This is a genomic window from Allobosea sp. (assembly GCF_036675845.1).
Classification (GTDB): domain Bacteria; phylum Pseudomonadota; class Alphaproteobacteria; order Rhizobiales; family Beijerinckiaceae; genus Allobosea.
In genome coordinates this window covers 1-1,827 of the sequence record NZ_JAKFED010000083.1, presented here as the reverse complement: position 1 = coordinate 1,827, position 1,827 = coordinate 1, and the positions used below count along the sequence as shown (strand labels likewise).

Here is a 1,827-nt window from a genome sequence, read left to right as displayed (position 1 = left end):
CGCGGCAGCGCCCGGATCGCCTCCTCCAGCTCCAGCCACCAGAGCCGCGCCGTGCGCTCGGCGAAGCCCGGCGTCACATAGAGCGTCCAGGGCGCCTGGTGCTTCGCCAGCACCGGCCAGGCGTGGTCGAGATTGTCGCGATAGCCGTCGTCGAAGGTCAGCGCGACGAAGAAGCGGCCCGGCTTGCGATTGGCGAGCCTTGCCAGCGCTTCGTCGAGCGGAACGATGTCGTAGCCCTCGGCCCGGATCAGGGTCAGCGTCCGGTCGAGGAAACCGGGCGTGATCTCGAGCAGGCCGTTGGGCCGAAAACCGCCCGGCCGCTGCGGGCGGACATGGTGGAGCATCAGGATCGCGCCCCGGCCCTGCGCCAGCCCCCTGCCCCAGCGGTCGGCGCCGGAGAGAGCGATCGCCTTGAAGGCGGCGGAAAAGGCCTTGTGGCGCAAGCTCATGCAGGGTTCCAGATTTGCCCGGCTCATCGCAGCGTTCGTTCAACCGATCACTAACGCTGTTCGGCAATCGCGGGAAGCGACCGGGCCGATAGTGGCAGGTCCGTTCACAATGCCGGGTTAAGGAAGCCTGTCACGGGAGAACGCGGGAGCTCGATCCAGCCATGTCCGCCGTCGCCGCATGCGCGCCGAGCCTGCCCGCCGCCGCCGCCTCGCAGCGGGAGGGCGCACGCGGCTGGAGCCGGATCAGCGTCGGCGGCGACATCGCCGAGCTGGAGGCTGAGTGGCGCCGGCTGGAAGCGACCGGTCTGGTGACGCCCTATCAGGCCTATGACTGGATCCTCCCCTTCGTCGAGACGGTCGGCCGCACTGAAGCCATGGAATTCCGCTTCGCCCGCATCTGCGATGCCGAGGGAGCGACGCTGGCGCTGCTGCCGCTGGTGATCACGCGGCGGCACGGCACCCGCTTCGCCGAATTCATCGGCGGCAAGCACGCCAACTACCATATGGGCGTCTACCGCCCCGACTTCGCCCAGGCGCTCGACGACGACACGGTGCGGCTCCTGCTGTCCGAGATCGGCGCGGCCATCGGCGCGATCGACGCCTTCGTCTTCGTCAACCAGCCGACCTCCTGGCAGGGCGTCCGCAACCCGACGGCGCGGCTGGCCGCCGGGCCGAGCCCGAGCAAGGCCTACAAGCTGGCGCTCCAGCCCAGCGATTGCGACGGCACCTTGCGCCGGGCGATGAGCAAGCATGCCCGCAAGAAGCTGACCACCAAGCGCAACCGCTTCGCCGAGTTCGGCGCCTCGCAGCTGGTGCAGGCGCAAGGCGAGCCGGAGATCGAGCGCGTGCTCGATGCCTTCCTGGCGCAGAAGGCGGCACGCTTTTCCCAGATGCGGCTGCCCGATCCGTTCGCCGATCCGGCGATCCGCGCCTTCCTGCGCCAGGCGGCGCTGGGCTCGCCCGGAAGACCGCCCGTCGTCGAACTCTATTCGCTCGATCTCGAGGGCCGGCCGGTCGCGACCTATGTCGGCGCCGTCCAGGGCACGCGCTTCTCCGGCATGGCGACCTCCTTCGACCTGACCTCGGAAGCGGCCCGCACCAGCCCGGGCGAGATCCTGCTGGTCGAGCTGATCAGGCGCAAATGCCAGGCCGGGCTGACGATGTTCGACCTCGGCGTCGGCGAGGCGCGCTACAAGACGACGATCTGCGACGACAAGGACGACCTCGTCGACACCTTCCTGCCGCTCACCGCCAAGGGCCGGGCCTATGCCCGCTTCAGCCAGGCCAAGCGCGCGCTGAAGCGGCGGATCAAGGCCTCGCCGACGGCGCTGAAACTGTCGCTGCGGGTTTTCGGCTGGCTGAAGCGCCGGCCGCCGCA

The 1,827-nt window shown here is 69.6% G+C and carries 2 protein-coding genes; one reads left to right on the top strand and one right to left on the bottom strand.

Annotation, left to right across the window (positions count from 1 at the left end):
• Window positions 1-449 (bottom strand): polysaccharide deacetylase family protein (locus V6M56_RS09260; protein ID WP_332683091.1); only part of this gene is annotated, 449 nt, incomplete at its 3' end.
• A 161-nt stretch (window positions 450-610) separates the two neighbouring features.
• Between V6M56_RS09260 and V6M56_RS09255 the strand changes: the two genes are divergently transcribed.
• On the top strand, window positions 611-1,827 hold a 1,217-nt coding region (locus tag V6M56_RS09255), incomplete at its 3' end, for a GNAT family N-acetyltransferase (protein WP_332683089.1).